Origin of the sequence: Sphingobium sp. SA2 (genome assembly GCF_032227065.1) — a bacterium.
Classification (GTDB): Bacteria; Pseudomonadota; Alphaproteobacteria; order Sphingomonadales; family Sphingomonadaceae; genus Sphingobium.
On sequence record NZ_JAPMXX010000006.1, the window covers coordinates 2,613,227 to 2,631,624 of the forward strand.

An 18,398-nucleotide genomic window follows, 5' to 3' on the forward strand; every position below is an offset into this window, starting at 1 on the left:
GCGTGCTATCTAGGACGCCTGCTCGCCTTGCTCAACGGGCGGGAGCGGCAAATTCTCCTGCGCGGGCACAAAGCCGGGCTTGTGCGCCGCGAGCAGGGCGGACGGCAGGGTGATGAAACGCGGGGCGCTGGTGTAGAGCAGGCCCGCCTCGATCGTCCGGTCTGGGAAGATGACCTGCAGCGCCGCGACATAGGCCGCCATCTGGCGGACATGCGCCATCGGCACTTCGGCCAGCGTCAGCGGCGCGACGCGCCCAGTCTTGAAATCGACGATCTGAACACGATCCGCGCCGACGCACAGCCGGTCGACCGTGCCCGCAATCACCGCTTCGCCCACCACCGCCGCGATCGGCGCTTCGGCCAGCGCATCGGGACTGAACAGTCCGGCGAAATCGGGCGCTTCGATCACGCGCAACGCCTGGTCGATCACATCCTGGCGCAGCGCGGCGTCATCCGCGCCTTGCTGAGCCAGCCAGCGGTCAGCCGCATCCCGGCGGCGATCGACCGGCACGGCGGGTAGCCGTTCGAACAGCGCATGGAGCCAGCGGCCCCGATCGGCGGCTGCACGCATCGCCGAGGTGGGCGGCGGATAGGGCTGGTCATCCTCGACCGCGGCCGATGGTGCGAGCGGACGCGGCGGGCGCGCTTCGACCGGCGCGGGCTGGCGCAGCCATGACAGCTCGCCCACGCTATCGCGCGCCTCGGCCACTTCCGTATCGGCCTCGGCGGCCGGGAGATGCTCGGTCCCCCGCCAGCGACGCATCTGGCCCCAGATCGGATCGTCTTCCCACGGCGCGCCAAGCGATTCCATCGCTGCCTCTACCGCGCCATACCAGCTTTCTGGCTTCACCAGCCCCTTGGCGGCCGGACCCAGCGATCCGGCAACAACCAGCCGCTCCTCCGCTCGTGTCAGCGCGACATAGAGCAACCGCCAATGCTCCTGCCGCTCGACCCGCGCCGCCTCTTCGGCGAGGTCACCGATCGGCCCTTGCCGTTCGGGCTTGCGCGGGGGCAGGATCGGCAGGCCGTTCCATTCCAGACCATCCATCCGGTTGCCTGCATCGGGATCAAGACAGGCATCGGCGAGAATGACGATGGGGGCCTGCAAGCCCTTGGCCCCATGCACGGTCAACAGCCGCAGATTATCGCCCTGCGCGGCGGCATCGCGCACGATGTCCACCTCGCCCCGGTCAAACCAGTCGATGAACCGCTGGAGCGAGGGGTGATCGTCCTGCTCGAACCCCAGAGCGGTGTTCAACAATTCCTCGATCGGGTCCCCCGCTTCGGTGCCCAGCCTGTCGATCAGGCGGCGGCGGCCATCCATCGGCCCAGACAGGATCGCTTCGAGATAGCGATAGGGGGTCGAAAAATCCGCCACCGCCAGCAGGTCGCGCAACGGCTGGAGCAGGCCATCGTCCAGCGAGCGGGTCAGGTGCCGCCACAATCCGCCGCGCCGCCCAATCAGCCGGGTCATGAGGTCATCCTGGGTCCAGCCGATCAAGGGCGACACCAGCAGCGCGGCGAGGTTCAGATCATCCTCCGGCTGTACCGCAAAGCGCAGCGCGGCGAGCAGGTCTCGCACAGCGAGCGGCGCATTGAGCCGCAGGCGGTCGATGCCCGCAACCGCGACCTTTTCCTCATAGAGGCGCGCGACGATCAGCCGCGCCAGTTCATTGCGGCGACGCACCAGGATCATGATGTCGCCCGCGCGAACCGGGCGACCCCGGCTTTCGAGCATTAGCCCGTCATCGATCCAGCTCTTGATCTGGCGCGCGATATTCTCGGCCAGCTTGCGCTCCTGATCGGCAGCCCAATTTTCCTCGCCCTCGGCATCGTCGGACAGGCCGGCGATCACCGGCTTCCACAATTGCACTTCGCCAGGGTGGAGATTGGCGCTAATGTGGCGCACATCGCCCGGTTCCAAACCCAACCGTCCCGCGTCGAGGGTCGCGATGGTGCGGTCCACCACGTCCAGCACCGCCGGGGTCGAGCGAAAACTATGGTCCAGCGACAAGTCGTGGAGCCTGTGGCCGGACTGGTCGGCATCGCGCTGGAACAGGATTTGCGCGGCGGCAAAATTGGCGGGGCTGGTCCCCTGAAAGCCGAAGATCGCCTGTTTGAAATCGCCAACCGTAAAGATAGTGCGGATTTTTTCGCCCGCTTCCCATTCGGTTGCGAAAAACTCTTCGGCCAATGTGCGAACGATGCGCCATTGCGCGGCATTGGTGTCCTGCGCCTCGTCCACCAAAATATGGTCGATCCGCTGGTCGAGCTTGTAGCGGATCCATTCCGCGATACCGTCCTGCTCCAGCAGGCGCGCGGCGCGGGCGATCAGATCCTCGAAATCGACGGCCCCTGCCAGCCGCTTGCCCTCGGCATAGGCCATGGCATAGGCGCGCCCGGCATGGAGCCCCTGCGCCAGCAAAGCGGCATAATCAGCGCGAGCCTTGGTCGCCAGCAATTCCGCGCAGCGCGTATGCAGCCGCACGGACAAGGCACCATAGCCATCGTCCGGCGGCACCCAGCCCTTGGCCTCGATCAGATCGCCATCGGTTTTCGCCCAAGCGCGGTGCAGATCGGCCAAGGTGGCCGCGCGCGTGGTGGGATCGGCGGCGCGCCAAGCAGCGATCCGGTCACAGCGTTCCAGCCCCCGCCCCTTGCCCCAGGCGACATTGGCGGCTACCAGCGCAGACAAGGTCCGCACGTCGAAGACATCATTCGAACATTGGTCAGCAAGCCATTGATCAATATCGCCTTCCGGCAGATCGAACTGGCCCGCGAGCCAGGGTGCGATCGGATCGGGCAGTGCCGCCAGCGCATCGACGCGCGCGGCGCAGCGCAGCAGGAAATGTTCCGCACCACCCTCGCCCAGCCGCAGGCTGATCGCCTGCAGCGCGCCAATCAGTGCGTTGTCGCCCTGCTCCTGCGCGCGCACCGCCATGTCGGCCAAGGTCTGCCGCGCCAATGCGCTCTGTTCGCGCTGGTCGAGTGGGCGGAAGCCCGGCACCAGGTCCGCCTCCAGCGGAAAGGCGGTCAGCAATTGCTGGCAAAAGCCATGGATGGTCTGGATGCGCAGGCCACCACCCGTTGATTCCAGCACTTCGGCAAACAGGCGGCGGGCGCGTTCGCGGGCATCGGGGCCGGATTCTTCACCCAAAGCCTCAAGATCGGCGAACAACCCCTTGTCATCCATCTGCACCCAGGCGGCGAGCCGATCATGGATACGGTCGGCCATTTCCGCCGCACCTGCCTTGGTGAAGGTCAGGCACAGGATATTTTCCGGGCGCACGCCTTGCAGCAGCAGGCGGAATACGCGCGCCGTCAGCACATGGGTCTTGCCCGTGCCTGCTGACGCGGATAGCCAGACATGGGCGTCGGGCGCGGCGGCCTGGGCCTGATTGCCGAGCAGTTTCTGGAGCGGACGCGCCTTAGCCATCGTCGCGGCCATACCATTCCTCCAGCCGCATCAGCTGGTCATAATCGCCATAATCGGCGACTTCCGGGTTGAGTTGCGCAGTAAAGGGCGCGCTGCCAAGCAGATAGGCCTCGACCAATCCGCTGAATTGCTCATGGGCATGGGCGGTGAAGCTCGACGTGACGATCTTGCCGCGGCTGCCTGTCGGATCGACCGGGCTTTCGCGATAGCCGAACTTGTCGCCCTTCTTGGCGAGCGACCAATATTCGAAGTCGGCCGCGCGGGGTTGATTGCCCAGCCCCGCAAAACCGCCCATTTCGGCGATGACGCCCAGCAGACCCAGTTGCAGCGAATAGCCTGCCTTCACCATCTTGGCGCTGGGCGGCTTGCCGGTCTTATAGTCGATGACACCCAGCGTGCCGTCGGGCAAGCGGTCGATTCGGTCGGCCTTCCCCATCAATATGACCTCGGCGATTTCGGCCCGGCCTTCGCGCTCGACCGCCAATATGGTGCGCCCCGCCGCCTTGTCCTTGGCGACCTCCGCCGCGATCCAGCGGATCGCTTCCATCAGGCGCGGTTGCCACAGGGCTTTGAGCAAGGGATGGACTTCGGGTCGGTCGAACATCGCCTGCGCACGCGCTTCAAGGTCAGCGGGTTCGAGCGTGCCCGCCTCCGCCCAATGCTGGAGGATTTCATGCACCGCCGTCCCGCGCCAGGCCGGACCCGCATCGGCATCGACAGGGTCAAGCCGGGCCAAGCGCAAGATACGGCGGGCATAGAAAGCATAGGGGTCGGCCTTGAGCCGATCGACATCGGTGACCGGGATCAGCCTTGGCCGCACGGACAAAGGCGGCACTGGCGCGGGCCGCGTCGCCGGGTGATGGCCATCGGGCCGGTCGATCGCCTGCGCCAGGGCGGCATAGCGGTCGGCGCTTTTCCACTGCGGGCCAGACATGGCCTTTAGCCGCAGCCAGAAGCGCGAAGCGACCGCCGGGCCGCTCCCGCCGCGCCGCGCACGGGTGATGAGGACATAGGGCGCGCCCAAAGCACTGGCGAAATCATGCGCGGCAAGGCCAATCCGGGTTTCGAGGCCCGGAAGGCCCAATTCACGGCGGATGCGCGGTGCGAGCCAAGGATCGGGCGCGGGCAGACCGGGCCAGGTGCCTTCGTTGAGGCCACCCAGCACCATGAGATCGGCCTGCTGCAGTCGCGCTTCGATCAGGCCCAGTATCGCGATGCGCGGATGACCGCCCTGGGGTGGGCGCACCGACACGCCGCCCAGCATATGGTCGAGCAATACCGGCAGCGCGCGCATATCGGCTTGGCGCGGGCCTTCGGGCGCGGCCGCTTCCATCTCGGCGAACAGATCAGCGGCGGCCTGCCCCTGATGCCCGGCCCAGATCGCGTCCCCAGTCAGCGCGCCCGCCTGCTCGCGGATGGCGGCAAGCTGGCCCGACAGGTCAGGCGTTGCGAGGAAGGCGCGCTCCAGCGGTTCGAGCAGCGCGCGCGCCTGCGGCCACCAGTCGCGCACCTGTTCGCGCAAGGCACCTTGCCGGTCCTCATCCTCGCGCGGGCGCAATAATTGGTCGATGCCGATCAGCCCGGCCTGCGGACGCGGGCCACGCAGCAGCAGGTCAAGGCCGCGCACGCCCTCCAGCCAGGCCAACCGCCCCGTCCCGCGCATCACCAGCGGATGTTTGAGCAGCGTCAGCAGTGCAACCGGCGCAAAGCGTTCCGCCACCGCCTGCGCCATCGCGATCAGCAGCGTGCCGGGCGGCAGGCGCGAAAGCGGCAGGCCTGCCGAATCGTCCGCCTCTATCCCCCAGCGGCGCAGATGCGCGGACACGCGCGTCGCCAACTGCCGGTCGGGCGTGACCAGAGCGGCAGTGCGGCCCGGCGTCTCCAATGCCTCGCGCAGGGCGATGGCGATGGCTTGCGCCTCCTCCCCCGGTGTCGCGACATCCAGCGCCTCGACCCCGGCAAGCGAGCGGTCGGCGGTCTTGAGGTCACGCCAGCCGCTGGTGAGCTTTGGCGGCAGCATCGCGTTGGAGATGTTGCGCCCGCGCACCGCGCGCGCATCATGCTCGCTGCCCCAGCGCCATTGCGCCACATCGTCGCGCGTCGCGCTCATGGCGTGAAGCAGGCGCTTGAGCGCATATTGGGGGTGGCTCTCATGTCCCGCAGGCGCGCGGCCCGTCACTGGGTCAGGATCGAACGGGCCGATCGCCTGCCAGGCGGCATCGTCCATATGCTGGTCCAGCCCAGCGAACACCACCATGCCGCCCGGCATCTCGCCGATACGGCGCAACAGTCCGGCCACGGCAGGGGCCGTGGTCGAAATACCTGCCGCCACGACGAAGCCAGTAGGTGGCGCATTGGCCCAGCGTTTGGCCAGCCGATCGAACAGGCGATTGCGCCGATCGACCAGATCGATGCAGCCAAGCCGCGCCAGCTCGGCCGGCCAACGCGCGATAATGATTTCGAACAGGGTCAATGACTTCTGCCAATGACCTGACAATTCGTCTGAAAGGCTGAGCTTGCGCAGCGCGTCGGGGGTCAGCCGTTCGACCTGCATCTGGTCTAGCACCTGTCCCAGCGCCTGCCCCAGTTTCAGCGCCTGTCCGGCATCGATACCGGGCTGCGCCTGCTGCACCAGTCGGGCCAGGATCATCTGCCGCTGCATCGGCGCGATTGCGGGCGCGATGGGATCATCCTCGCCCAGCGGATCGAGCGCGCCGCCGACCTGCTCCCCTATGTCCGGGTCGCCGATCGGAATGAGCCGGGGCAGCAGCAATCCACCGCCTGACGCGCGCACGAAAGCGTCGGCTACCGCCCGCACGCCGCGATTGCTGGGCAACAGGATCATCCCCCGCGACAGCGCCAGCGGATCGCGCCCCTGCCGCGCCATGATGCCTGCGACCAGCGCGTCGGCGAAGGCGCGATGCGCCGGGATCGTGAAGAGTGCTGGCTGTCCGCGATCACCCATGGGCGAGCATGGCTTCGACCACGGGAATGGCCTGCGGCGTGCCGACGTCGAACCAGAGGCCCTGGTGCGACACGCCATAGAGCCGCCCGGCCGCGATCGCGCGGGACCAGAAGATGTTGGTGGAAAAGACGTCGGCAGGCGGATCGACCAGCAGCGACGGAGATAGGATCTGTACGCCGGTAAAGACGAAGGGCGCGACATGCGCGCTTTTGCGTCGGGTCAGCCGCCCATTGGCGTCCATGTGGAAATCGCCCGGCCCGCTATGGCAGTTGGCCCGCGCCAGCGGCACCAGCAGCAGCAGGGCATCCATCCGGTCGGCATCCCAATGGCGCTGCATCAGCGCCAGCGTATCCTGCGGCCCGTCGATCCACAGATTGTCGCTATTGGCGCAGACGAAGGGCTTGTCGCCCAACAGCGGCTTGGCGTGGACCAGGCCACCGCCCGTCTCCAGCAATTTGGCGCGTTCGTCCGAGATCAGAAACTCCGCCCCGCTTTTGCGCGCGCGCAGATGCGCCTCGACCGTGTCGGCGAGATAATGGACGTTCACCACGACCTTGCGGATGCCGCCCGCTTCCAGCCGGTCGAGCGCATGATCCATCAACGGCTGGCCCGCCACCTTGACCAGCGGCTTGGGTCGGGTGGCCGTCAGTGGGCGCATCCGTTTGCCAAGCCCCGCCGCCATCAACATCGCCGTATCGATCATGCCGCCGCAAACTCCGTGAGCGCCTCATGGCGCTGGTCGGCGGGAATGTTGGCGGCGAACCAGTCCGCCACCGGGGCCAGCGCGGGATGCGCGAGGTCGCGTTCCAGCAGCCCCCACATGCGCGGCAGATAGGAGAGGTAACGCGGCTTGCCGTCCCGCTGCCACAAGCGGGTGAAGATGCCGATGATCTTGGCATTGCGCTGCGCGCCGAGCACCGCATAGGCCGCATCGAAATCGGAGGGCGGGGTCGCCACGGCTTTGTAATGCGCCAGCATCGCGGCCTCGACTGCAGGCGGCACATCGCGCCGCGCATCCTGCAGCAACGAGACGAGATCATAAGCGGGATGCCCGGCGAGCGCGTCCTGAAAATCGAGCAGGCCCAGGCCATGCGACGCCGCCCGGTCGATCAGCATGATATTTTCGGCATGATAGTCGCGCAGCACCGTGACGGTCGGGCTGGCCGATTGCTCGACCAGCGGCAGCACCGCGTCCCAGGCTGCGACATATGCGTCCTGATCGACCGCGAGGCCGATCGCCGGGCAATAGCATTCCGTCAGCAATCCGACCTCGCGCTGATAGACGGCGCGGTCATAGGCAGGCACGGGCGCTGCAGGCAGGCGGTGCAGATCGGCGAGCAGGTCGATCGCACGGGCATAGACGGCCATTTCCTCATCGGGCCGGGCATCCAGATGCTCCTTGACGCGCAGGTCGCCAAAATCCTCGATCAGCACCAGCCCTTCGTCCAGGTCGCGCGCCAATATGCACGGCGCGGCAAAGCCGTCGGTCAGCAGATGTTCGGCAATGGCGATGAACGGGCGGGGATCTTCATGCGGCGGGGGCGCATCCATCAACACCGCGCGGCGGCTGTGGTCGATGACCCGGAAATAGCGGCGGAAGGAGGCGTCGCCTGCGAGCGGAACGATGGCCGCGTCGCCCCACCCCGCGCGGGCGAGGAAAGCGGGCGCGGCGGCGGGCGGGATCATAGCTGTGACCATCGCTCCGTCCAAGCGTCCGGCACGTCCGCTGTCAAGCGCCGTCCGCCATCCGGGTCGAACGCGATGGTCAATCGCAGCGCATGCGGCCACAGCGTATCGCCCAGCCGGTCGGGCCATTCGATGATCAACAGGCTGTCCATGAGATAATCGCCCAACGCCAGTTCGTCGGCCTCGCGCGCATCGTCCAGCCGGTAGAGATCGACATGAGCGACCGGCAGGCGGACTTCGGGCACGTCATAGGGCTGGACGATCGCGAAACTCGGACTGGGTGCCTCGCCTTCCAGCCCCAGCGCTTCGAGGATACCGCGCGCAAGCGTCGTCTTGCCCGCGCCCAACCCGCCATAGAGGGCAATCACATCGCCAATACGCGCTTGCTCGGCAAGGCGATGACCAAGGTCTAGCATCGCGGCTTCGTCGGACAGATGGATGGCGCGGTCAGCCACGTGGCAATTCAATCACGATCATCGTCCCCTGCCCTGCCTCCGACACCAGTTGCAACGTGCCGCCATGCGCCTGCGCCAGTTGCCGGGCGAGCGGCAGGCCGATGCCTGCGCGTCCCCCGGCCCGCGCTTGCCCCGCGCGCGCTGTCGGATCGAAAATCGCATCCTGTTGCGCCGTCGGGATGCCGGGACCATTGTCGGAAATCACAATCCGCGCCTTGTCCGCCCCGCCGTCACCGTGGAGCAGTACCCGCGCGCCCTTGCCGCAATGGGCCAGCGCATTGTCGAGCAGATGGTCGATCGCCTGGCCGATGCGCCGGGCGTCGCCCTGCACCACGCCCAGGCTGTTTTCCAGCGAAACGGCGAGGTCGATACCCTTGGCCTTGGCGTCGGCACTCAGCCGCACGGCGCTCTCCCGCGTCACGGCCGCCAGATCGACCGGCGCACGCTCGATCGGCAAGGTGCCCGCCTCGCCCTGGGTCAGGTCCAGCACATTGTCGATCAGCATCGCCAGGCGGCCGGTGCTCTGGAGAATGCCGTCGACATAATCCTTTGCCGATGGGCTGAGTTCGCCCGCATAGCCCGCGCTCATCATCTCGGCAAAACCAGCGATGGTGGTCAGCGGGGTGCGCAGTTCATAGCTCATATTGGTGACGAAGGCGGTCTTGACCTGGTCCGCTTGCTCCAGCGCTTCATTGCGATCGCGCAGCACCTGTTCGACCCGGCGACTGTCGGTCACGTCGAGCATCGTGAAGAGCGCATTACCGTCGGGCAGCGGAATGGCGGCAAATTCGAAGATGCGCCCATCAGCGAAACCGACATGGCCTGCGCGCTGCTTGCGCTCGATCGTGGCGGCGCGGACGAGTTCGCGGACCAGATTGGCCTGTTGCGGCTTGGCGAGCCGCGCCTGTACATCGCGCATCAGGTCGTCGATGCGGGGATGTTTGGCCAGCATTTCCTCGGTCGCGCCCCAGATACTGCGGAACCGGCTGTTCCACATCTGCAACCGTCCGTCGGATGTAAATACGCCGATCGATTCGAACAGATTGTCGAAGGTCGCCGTCCGCACCCGCAGCAACGTGTCGCGCGCGCTCGACAACTGCACCTGCTCGGTGCGATCCTCGAAGATCAGCAACAGGCCACCATCGGGCAAGGGCTGCGCATAGACGCGCAAATGGGTGCCGTCCTGCAACAGCCAATTTTCCTCGCGCGGATCAGGCGACAGAAACCAGTCGCGCCGCTCCGCGCGCCATGCGGGGAAATCGCGATGTTCCGGGATGCGCCGCGCGTCACGCATCTGGTCCAATACGCGCTCGAACAGGGGCGAGTCGGCCAGTTGCTCCTGATGCAGAGCGAACAGGCTGATGAAAGGCTGGTTCCAGAAACGCAGCGCCCGGTCAGGCCCGAAGCGCGCGACACCGGCCGACAGCCGATCAAGCAAGTCGCGCTGCGCCGCTTCCAGCCGCCGATGCTCGACCCGCGCCTGTTCCAGTTCATGCTGGTCGACCGCATAGCCCGCGACGCCCGCGACGCCGAGCGGCACGTCGACCACGCGCATCGTGCGTCGTTCGCCATCGATCGTGGCGGGCACCATCCGCGCAATCGGCTCGTCCTGCGCGACGGCATCAGCCGCGGCGGCCTGCGCGGAAAGGCCAGCCACCGGTTCTACCAATTCGATGCCCTGGGCGATGACGTCATGCGCACTGCCGCCATCGACGGCAGCGACATAAGCGCTGTTGACGAGGCTGAGGCGCAAGTCGGGGGTCCGATGCCACATTGGGAAGGGCGCAGCCTCGACCAGGCCCGCCAGCGCTTCGAGCGCGTCGCTCAATTGTTCGACCTTGCTCTGGAGCGAGCGGATTTCCGCCTGGCTGTCGGTCGCGTCGAATATCCAAAGCACGACGCCGCCATTGGACGCCAGTTCCGGTCCGGCGGGGGCACCACGTATCAGCAGCAACCGCGAGGAGCCCACGCCGCGCACCGGCAACGCGAAGCTCTTGCCCGCACGCTGCGCCGACGCGATCTCACCCGCCAGTGCGGCTGCGTCCTCAGGCTCCAGCCCGCCGTCGGCAGCCGTCAGTTCGGAGGCGAAGTTCGGCACACGCGGCTTGCCCAGCCATTTGGCGAGGCGATCGGCGGCTTCCATCCGTCCGTCAGGGTGAATAATGACCGGTGCGGCGGGGGCGGACGCCAGCAATGTGGCAAGCCGGTCGAACTTGCCCTGCGCCTGCATGCCCTCGCGCCGCATCCGCTGTCCGCTGGCAAGCGCCCAGACGGCCGCGGCCAGCCATAAGGCCAGCACGACACCCAATATGATGGCGGCAAGGGGGCTGAGCGTCATCATGACGCCGTCTCTCCCTTTCGCCGAACCTGCCTGTCCCTGTACATAATTACGCCCCGACTATCGCAAGTCGGGCGCAGCGGGAAGCGGGGATGCAAAGAATTGCAGGTTGGACGAAGAGACGAGATAAAAAAGGGGGAAGGCATCGCCCTCCCCCTTCATCATATTAGTAGCGGTAGTGGTCGGGCTTGTAGGGGCCTTCGACCGGCACGCCGATATAGTCGGCCTGGCGCTGGCTTAGCTTGGTGAGCTTCACGCCCAGCTTTTCCAGATGCAGTTCGGCGACCTTTTCGTCCAGATGCTTGGGCAGGACATAGACGTCGTTGCCGTACTGCTCGCTCTTGGTCCAAAGCTCGATCTGCGCCAGCGTCTGGTTGGTGAAGCTGGCCGACATCACGAAGCTCGGATGGCCGGTGGCGTTGCCCAGGTTAACGAGGCGGCCCTTCGACAGGACGATGATTTTCTTGCCATCGGGGAATTCGACTTCGTCGACCTGCGGCTTGATCTCGGTCCACTTCATGTTGGCGAGGCCGGCAATCTCGATCTCGCTGTCGAAATGGCCGATGTTGGACACGATCGCCATATTCTTCATAGCGCGCATATGGTCGACGGTCAGGACGGCTTCGTTGCCGGTCGCGGTGACGAAGATGTCGGCGCGGGGCGCTGCTTCTTCCATCGTCACGACTTCATAGCCTTCCATCGCCGCTTGCAACGCGCAGATCGGATCGACTTCGGTCACCAGAACGCGCGCGCCGCCATTGCGGAGCGAAGCGGCCGAGCCCTTGCCGACATCGCCGAAACCCGCGACGCAGGCGACCTTGCCGGCCAGCATGACGTCAGTGCCGCGACGGATCGCGTCAACCAGCGATTCCTTGCAGCCATAGAGATTGTCGAACTTCGACTTGGTGACGCTGTCGTTCACGTTGATCGCGGGGAAGGGCAGCTTGCCCTTCTTGGCCAGTTCATACAGGCGATGGACGCCGGTGGTGGTCTCTTCCGACACGCCCTTGATGCTGGCGACGGTCTTGGTCAGCCAGCCCGGACGCTCAGCCAAAACGCGCTTGAGCACCGCGCAGAAGATTTCCTCTTCTTCGTTCGACGGCGTGAACAATTCTTCACCGGCCTCGACCCGCGCGCCCCACAGCGCGAACATGGTGGCGTCGCCGCCATCGTCCAGGATCATGTTGCAGACGCCGGACTCATGATTGTGCCAGTCGAAGATGCGCTCGACATAGTCCCAATATTCCTGCAGCGTTTCGCCCTTGATGGCGAACACGGGCACGCCCGACGCGGCGATCGCGGCGGCAGCATGGTCCTGCGTCGAATAGATGTTGCAGGTCGCCCAGCGCACTTCCGCGCCCAGCGCGGTCAGCGTTTCGATCAGCACGGCGGTCTGGATCGTCATGTGCAGCGATCCGGTAATACGCGCGCCCTTGAGCGGCTGCGACGCGCCGAATTCCTCGCGCAGCGCCATCAAGCCCGGCATTTCGGTTTCGGCAATATCCATTTCCTTGCGGCCAAAGGCAGCGAGGCCGATATCGGCAATCACATAATCCTGCGCCTTGGCGGCGGGTACGGTGGCCACGAGCATATCTCCGTCAGTCAAATAAAGGCTGGCACCGCTGACGTGAGCCGGGCGGCGACGATGGGCCGGGCTTTACCAAGCGGCGGGCCTGATGGCAATGTAATATAAAGATGTCTTTATGTGCCTATCGCCTATGGCGCTCAGGCGGACCCGGCTCCGCTGACCAGATGCGACGAATCGATGCCCATCGCCGCGAAGATGGCCGACCATTTGCGGCGCGCAGGCGTTTCGAACAGCAGATCCTTGTCGCCTGGTGCCAGGAACCAGTTCTCGCCGGTCATCTCTTGTTCCAACTGCCCTGCGCCCCATCCGGCATAGCCCAGCGCCACGAGATAGCGACTTGGCCCTCTCCCCTCGCCGATCGCCTTCAAAATGTCGAGCGAACCCGACAGGCCCCAGCGGTCATCGACCTGCACCATATCCTGCCCCGCCCAGTCGAGCGAATGCAGCACGAAGCCCCGCCGCGGCTCGACCGGGCCGCCACGCAGCACGGGCATGTCCGGCACGCCACTGCCGTCGATATCGAAACTTTCGAGAAGGTCGCGCAGCCGCACCTCCTCCATTTCCTCGCCCACGGCGATCCCCAACGCGCCATGTTCGTCATGCACGCACAGCGCGATCACCGAATGATCGAAGCGCATGTCGTCCATGCCGGGAAGCGCGAGCAGGAAATGCCCACCATAGAAGCGCGACTGGTCCATAGGTTTGACTATAGCCGCACGCACAGCATTGCCAAGGACGGCTTGCATAACGCCCCTCCCCTTGACAGCCGGACCGCCAAGCCCGACCTCCCGCCCGACACAAGGCCAGGAGATATGACCATGACCATTGCCACAGGCGAACGCCTGCCCAGCACGACCTTCACCAAGATGACGCAAAACGGCCCCGAAGCCGTGGCTTCGGACGAGTATTTTGCGGGCCGCACCGTCGCCATCTTCTCGGTGCCGGGTGCCTTCACCCCGACCTGTTCGGCCAAGCATTTGCCTGGTTTCGTTGAAAAGGCCGATGCGCTCAAGGCCAAGGGCGTGGATGAAATCGCCTGCACCGCCGTCAACGATGTGTTCGTCATGGGTGCGTGGGGCAAGTCTGCCGGTGCCGATGACAAGGTAACGATGCTGGCCGATGGCAATGGCGATTTCGCCAAGGCGGTGGGCCTGACGATGGACGGCAGCAAGTTCGGCCTCGGCACGCGCGGCCAGCGTTTTTCGATGATCGTAAAGGACGGTGTCGTCACCGAGCTGAATGTCGAGGAACCGGGCGACTATAAGGTTTCGTCGGCCGACCATATGCTCGGCCAACTCTGATCGTTGCGAAGGCGCGCTGAACAACCAGCGCGCCTTTGTTGCAGCAAGCGTCTTCCTTCCGTCACGCAAAAGCGGTAACAGGAGGCGATGACACAGAGCATCGGCAAGGCGACGGTCGCGCAACTCGACCACATCTATCAGACATCCATCGAAAATTTGCGTGAGGCCATGCGCGCCTATGCCCGCGACGGCAGCGTGCCCGCGGCCACCGCGCGCAGCGAACGGCTTTTCTGCTATCCCGAATTGCGGATCATCTATCATGGTGAAAGCGACATGCCGCCGCCCGGCCGATCGTTTGCGCGCCTGTCGAAGCCCGGCCGCTATGTGACCACCATCACCCGTCCCGCGATGTTCGCCGACTATTTGGCCGAACAGATCGACCTGCTGGTCCGCGACTATGGCGTCGAAGTGGAGACGGGCCTCAGCACCCAGCAAATCCCCTTCCCCTATGTGCTGGACGGGCTGGACATCAGCGCGCTCGACGGCACGCCGCCGACCGAATTGGCGCGGCATTTTCCGGCGACCGAACTGGCCGAGATTGGCGACGAGATCGCCGATGGGCTGTTCATACCCAATGCTGATGGCGACCGACCCTTGGCGCTGTTCGACGGGCTGCGCACCGATTTCTCGCTGGCGCGGCTCAAACATTATACCGGCACGCCCGCAGAGGATGTGCAGCGCTATATCCTGTTCACCAACTATCATCGCTATGTCGATGAATTCGTGGCCTGGGCCTGCGCGGAGCTAAAGCGCGAAGGCAGCCGCTTCACCGCCCTGTCGGGCGCTGGCGGCGTCTATGTCACTTCCGAAACCGCCGATCCTGCGCGGATGATCGCCGACAGCGCCTGGCGCAGGCACCAGATGCCCGCCTATCACCTGATCGCGCCGGATCGCAGCGGCATCACCCTCGTCAATATCGGTGTCGGCCCGGCCAATGCCAAGACGATCTGCGATCATCTCGCGGTAGTGCGCCCCGAAGCCTGGCTGATGATCGGCCATTGCGGTGGCCTGCGCCCCAGCCAGCGGATCGGCGACTATGTGCTGGCCCACGCCTATCTGCGCGACGATAAGGTGCTCGACGCCATGCTGCCGCCGGAAATCCCGGTTCCGGCCATCGCTGAAGTGCAAGTGGCCATGGCCAGCGCTGCCGAGGCTGTGCTGGGTGGCGGCGACAAGGAGGATTTCCGCCGTCGTCTGCGCACCGGCACCGTCGTCACCACCGACGATCGCAATTGGGAATTGCGCTATTCAAGCTCGGCGCTGCGTTTCAGCCTCTCGCGGGCGGTAGGGATCGACATGGAATCGGCGACGATCGCGGCGCAAGGCTATCGTTTCCGCGTCCCCTACGGCACTTTGCTCTGCGTTTCCGACAAGCCGATCCACGGCGAACTCAAGTTGCCGGGGCAGGCCAACCGCTTCTATGAGGAAGCGATTGCAGGCCATTTGCGCGTCGGGCTGATGACCTGCGAATTGCTGCGCAAGGAGGGTGCGAAGCTGCACAGCCGCAAGCTGCGCGCATTCAACGAGCCGCCGTTTCGCTGATCAGGGGACCAAGAATCAGGCAGCCGCGCGCCAGATGGCGACGCGGTTCTTGCCTTCCTTCTTGGCATCATACAGCGCCGTATCGGCACGCGCGACCATATCCTCCAGGCTTTGGTCGGACGCGAGCAACTCGGCTACCCCGAAACTGGCTCGCAGCGCCGCTTCGGGCGCGTTTGGAACGACAAGGCAGCCAATCTCTGCCCGCACACGCTCCATGACGTCGGCCGCCGCCGCCGCATCGGTCTCCACCAGCAGCAGGCCAAATTCGTCACCACCCAGACGCGCCACGATATCCCCGCGACGCACCGCATTGGTCAGCAACTGGGCGAAACCGCACAATGCTGCGTCTCCGGCGATATGCCCATGGCCATCGTTCAACGCCTTGAACCCGTCCAGGTCGCAAACCACCAACGCCAGAGGCCGCTGGTGCCGGTGTGCATGCGCGATGGCGCGGCTTGCGGATTCGTCCAGCCCGCGCCGGTTCAACACATTGGTCAGCGGGTCATGGCGCATCTGCCTGCGCAATTGATGGGCAAGGTCGCCCGCCACCACCATGACGGCGGCGACGCCCAGCCCGACATAGATGGATGGAAGCCCCAGCCCAAGCAAAGCGCGATACAGGGCCATTCCCTCACCGGGCGCCCGACCCAAATCCGTTGCAGCACTGGCAACCAGCCCGGCTTCAAACAGCGCGAGGATGAGGCTCATGCTGAAAAAGGCCATCTCCGGCGCGCTGAAACGCCGGTTGCGGGGCCAGAGCGCGATCGCCGAACACAGCATCAATAGGCCGACATAAGATGGCACGACAATGCCTTGGAGCGAGCGGTCCCCGATCAACGCCACATAGCTGCCACCTGCGGCCACGACGGCACCACAGAGGATCAGCGCGAGCCATGGGACCGGCTTCCCCGATCGTTGCCGGACACCCACGAGCATCAAGGATGCGCTCACCACGATCAGGCAGGACGTCAGGGCCATCAGACCGCCGCTGCCCAGCGCGGCGCCACCCGCGTTGGCCAGCCACTGTCCCGTTGCCGCCACATAGGATAGCGCCCAACTGCGCACATGACGTTGCCGCCCAAAGTGCAACCACGCCACCCCCATCGCCAGTGCCATGATGACACTGGTGAAAATGAGCAAAGCAATGATGATGATAACCGGGTCCATGAAGACCAGCCCCTAAGAAGTTTACGCTGCTTTTACCAGCCGCAAGACTTGCCTTCATTCTGTTGGATCAGCCATTTTTGCAATGGCGCAAAATAGGCGGTCATGGACTTGCCGGAAATGGTGCGTGTACCAGTAAAGGTCTGCAGTGCGTCGGGCCAGGGTTTGGACGCCCCCATTTCCAGCATGGCGTTGAGTTTCGCCCCGACATCTTTGTTGCCATAGAAGGAACAGCGATGCAGCGGCCCTTTCCAGCCCGCTTGCTTGCACGCTGCTTCGTAGAATTGGAATTGCAGGATCCGGGCGAGGAAATAACGCGTATAGGGCGTGTTGCCGGGGATATGATATTTGCCACCCGCATCGAACTTCGTCTCATCGCGCGGCGCAGGCGGGATGATGCCTTGATATTGTAACCGCAGGTCGGTCCATCCCTTCTGCATCTGGTCCTGCGGGATCGACCCGTCGAACACACCCCAGCGCCATTTGTCGATCAGCAGGCCAAAGGGCAGGAACGCGACCTTGTCCATCGCCTGCCGCAGCAGCAGCCCCAGATCCTTGTCCGCGCCGGGCACCTTGGCGGCATCAAGAAGGCCGATCTTCACCAGATAATCGGGCGTGATCGACAATGCGACGAAATCGCCGATCGCTTCATGGAAGCCATCATTGGCCCCGTCCAGATAGAGATAGGGATTCTTGTTATAGGCGCGCTGATAATAATTATGGCCGAGTTCGTGATGGATGGTCACGAAATCGTCGCTGTTGATCTTGGTACACATTTTGACGCGCAGATCGTCTTTATTGTCCAGATCCCAAGCCGACGCATGGCACACGACTTCGCGGTCGAGCGGCTTGATGAACTGGGTGCGGTCCCAGAAGGTCGCAGGCAGCGGCTCCAGCCCAAGCGAGGAATAGAAGCCCTCGCCGATCTTGAACATCTGCTTTTCCCAATAGCCGCGCCGCTGCTTTTCCGGGGTGTCGGGGCCGTCCACCTGATCGGGCCGGGTTTCGACAAAGCCCTTCGCCTTGAGCAAGTCACCGACATCGAAGCCCAGATCGCCAGCGCCTGCAGGCGCCACCACATCATAGATATTGCCCCATTCCTGCGCCCACATATTGCCGAGCAGGTCGGCACGGATCGGCCCGGTCGCGGGCTGAACCTCCGCACCATATGTCTCGTTCAGCTTGGTGCGGGTGTAGCAATGCAATTCGTCATAGAGCGGCTTCACCTCCGCCCAGATCTTGTCGGTCAGCTTGGCGAAATCGTCGGCAGGCATGTCATATTTCGACCGCCACATCGCGCCGGTGTCGGCAAAGCCCAATTCCTTGGCCCCGGCATTGGCGATATCGACCAACTTGGCATAATCGCCGCGCATCGGCGCGCCGACATTATCATGCCAGCTCAGCCACATTTCCTTGAGTTCCTGCGGATTGCGGCTGGAACCCATTTTTTCTTCGATGTCGCTGCCGTTGATCGGCTGACCGTTCAGCGTGCCCTTGCCTTTGCCATAGGTGGATTGAAGCCGGGTCGAGAGGTCGTTCAACTGTTGGGCCGCGCCAGGCGTCGTCGGGGCAGGCAAAGTGAGTGCGGTGCGCAGCAGGTCGAGCCGCCGCTTGGTTTCCACCGACAGGCCAGGTGCGGTCGCATATTTGGCCGCTTCCAGCGCGTAATCGACCGTCATGGTGGTGCCGATCGCACCGAAATAGGCGGCGACGGCGTCACTGTCGTCGCTGATATAGGTGGAATTGATCCAGGCGGCCCGGCTGGAAATGAGCGAATGGTCGAACATCGCCTTTTCCACCTTGGCGAGGAAGGCGTCGGCCTCGGCCTCCGTGGGCGCGGGAGCCTGCTGCGCCATGGCGGGCGATATCAAAAGAGCGGCCGCAAGCGCGGCGATCGAGACGGCGATTTTCATGGGAGTCCCCT

General features: G+C 64.8%; 12 protein-coding genes. 2 read left to right on the forward strand and 10 right to left on the reverse strand.

Translation table 11 applies throughout. The features are described 5' to 3' along the window. Nucleotides 1-9: 9 nt before the first annotated feature. The 8 genes from addA to OVY48_RS20335 form a co-directional block, all read right to left on the reverse strand. Nucleotides 10-3,447 carry a double-strand break repair helicase AddA gene (gene addA, locus OVY48_RS20300; RefSeq protein ID WP_313924223.1) on the reverse strand — a complete coding sequence of 1,146 codons (3,438 nt, stop codon included), beginning with the start codon at nt 3,445-3,447 and terminating at the stop codon, nt 10-12. Next, nucleotides 3,428-6,400 (reverse strand): double-strand break repair protein AddB, encoded by a 2,973-nt coding sequence (addB, locus tag OVY48_RS20305; protein WP_313924224.1) that lies wholly within the window; start codon nt 6,398-6,400, stop codon nt 3,428-3,430. Before addB ends, addA begins: the two co-directional genes overlap by 20 nt. Next, complete coding sequence (locus OVY48_RS20310) at nt 6,393-7,103, reverse strand: nucleotidyltransferase family protein (protein ID WP_313924225.1); 711 nt, start codon at nt 7,101-7,103, stop codon at nt 6,393-6,395. The genes addB and OVY48_RS20310 overlap by 8 nt, the downstream gene beginning before the upstream one ends. Next, nucleotides 7,100-8,086 carry a phosphotransferase gene (locus OVY48_RS20315; protein ID WP_313924859.1) on the reverse strand — a complete coding sequence of 329 codons (987 nt, stop codon included), beginning with the start codon at nt 8,084-8,086 and terminating at the stop codon, nt 7,100-7,102. Before OVY48_RS20315 ends, OVY48_RS20310 begins: the two co-directional genes overlap by 4 nt. Beyond that, a complete protein-coding gene (tsaE, locus tag OVY48_RS20320; protein WP_313924226.1) occupies nt 8,083-8,541 on the reverse strand; it encodes a tRNA (adenosine(37)-N6)-threonylcarbamoyltransferase complex ATPase subunit type 1 TsaE in 459 nt (152 codons plus the stop codon). The genes OVY48_RS20315 and tsaE overlap by 4 nt, the downstream gene beginning before the upstream one ends. Then, complete coding sequence (locus tag OVY48_RS20325) at nt 8,534-10,879, reverse strand: sensor histidine kinase (RefSeq protein ID WP_313924860.1); 2,346 nt, start codon at nt 10,877-10,879, stop codon at nt 8,534-8,536. Before OVY48_RS20325 ends, tsaE begins: the two co-directional genes overlap by 8 nt. A gap of 166 nt (nt 10,880-11,045) precedes the next feature. Further along, nucleotides 11,046-12,464 (reverse strand): adenosylhomocysteinase, encoded by a 1,419-nt coding sequence (ahcY, locus tag OVY48_RS20330; RefSeq protein WP_310223926.1) that lies wholly within the window; start codon nt 12,462-12,464, stop codon nt 11,046-11,048. Between the two features lie 140 nt (nt 12,465-12,604). Then, complete coding sequence (locus OVY48_RS20335; protein WP_313924861.1) at nt 12,605-13,165, reverse strand: YqgE/AlgH family protein; 561 nt, start codon at nt 13,163-13,165, stop codon at nt 12,605-12,607. Nucleotides 13,166-13,285: 120 nt separating this feature from the next. On the opposite strand from OVY48_RS20335, the gene OVY48_RS20340 reads away from it, so the two are divergent. Continuing rightward, nucleotides 13,286-13,768, forward strand: a complete 483-nt coding sequence (locus tag OVY48_RS20340; RefSeq protein ID WP_313924227.1) for a peroxiredoxin — start codon at nt 13,286-13,288, stop codon at nt 13,766-13,768. 87 nt (nt 13,769-13,855) lie between these two features. Further along, on the forward strand, nt 13,856-15,310 hold the full coding sequence (locus OVY48_RS20345) for an AMP nucleosidase (RefSeq protein ID WP_096062066.1): 1,455 nt from the start codon (nt 13,856-13,858) through the stop codon (nt 15,308-15,310). A gap of 15 nt (nt 15,311-15,325) precedes the next feature. Here the strand turns inward: OVY48_RS20345 and OVY48_RS20350 are convergent, their stop codons facing one another. Both OVY48_RS20350 and OVY48_RS20355 read right to left on the reverse strand, forming a co-directional pair. Then, nucleotides 15,326-16,477, reverse strand: coding sequence for a GGDEF domain-containing protein (locus tag OVY48_RS20350; protein WP_313924228.1), 1,152 nt, complete (start codon nt 16,475-16,477; stop codon nt 15,326-15,328). A 32-nt stretch (nt 16,478-16,509) separates the two neighbouring features. Then, on the reverse strand, nt 16,510-18,387 hold the full coding sequence (locus OVY48_RS20355; RefSeq protein WP_313924229.1) for a M2 family metallopeptidase: 1,878 nt from the start codon (nt 18,385-18,387) through the stop codon (nt 16,510-16,512). Nucleotides 18,388-18,398 lie beyond the last annotated feature (11 nt).